Source organism: Brevundimonas sp. UBA7506 (genome assembly GCF_002479495.1).
GTDB lineage: Bacteria > Pseudomonadota > Alphaproteobacteria > Caulobacterales > Caulobacteraceae > Brevundimonas.
This window is the reverse complement of the sequence record NZ_DLNQ01000011.1, coordinates 1-517: the sequence shown is the minus strand read 5'-3', so window position 1 is coordinate 517 and position 517 is coordinate 1. Positions and strand designations below refer to the sequence as shown.

Annotated in this window: 1 pseudogene; it reads right to left on the bottom strand. The window is 78.1% G+C overall.

The window, feature by feature from the left end:
• Nucleotides 1–168: 168 nt before the first annotated feature.
• A pseudogene (locus B3K53_RS10755) lies at nt 169–517 on the bottom strand (hypothetical protein); the annotation flags it as partial.

The following is a 517-nucleotide window of genomic DNA, read 5'->3' as shown; positions in this document are numbered from 1 at the left end:
TGCAGGGCGGCGAGATCGGCGTCGTGTCGGCGCCGGGCGAGGGCGCGACCTTCTGGGTCGAACTGGCGGCGGCTTGACCGTCGGCTAGGGCGAGGGCCAAGGTCGCGGCATGAAAACCGTGTCTCTCGTCGCCGTCCTGTCGATCGCCGCCCCCTTGGCGGCCCATGCTCAATCCCAGACAGCCGAGGAACTGACCCGGCTGCTGAACGGCGCGCCGCCGGCCGCGGCGCGGCCCGCGCCGTCTCCGGCTCCGGCGCCCGCGCCTTCCGCCGCGCCGACCGCGACTGCACCTGTTCGCCCGGCGCCCGCCCCTGCGCCGAGGCCTGTGCAGGCGGCCCCGGCGTCCATCGGAACAACGCCGGCTCCGCGATCCTCGTCCGCCACGGCAGCGCCGACGATCGCCGCGCCGGCCAGAGCCGCATCGGCTCCGGCGCCGCGCCCCGCCCCCGCTCCGACGACCGTCGCGCCCGCCCGCGCGTCTGACGCGGCGACGCCGGTCGTCCCCGCGCGCGCGTCG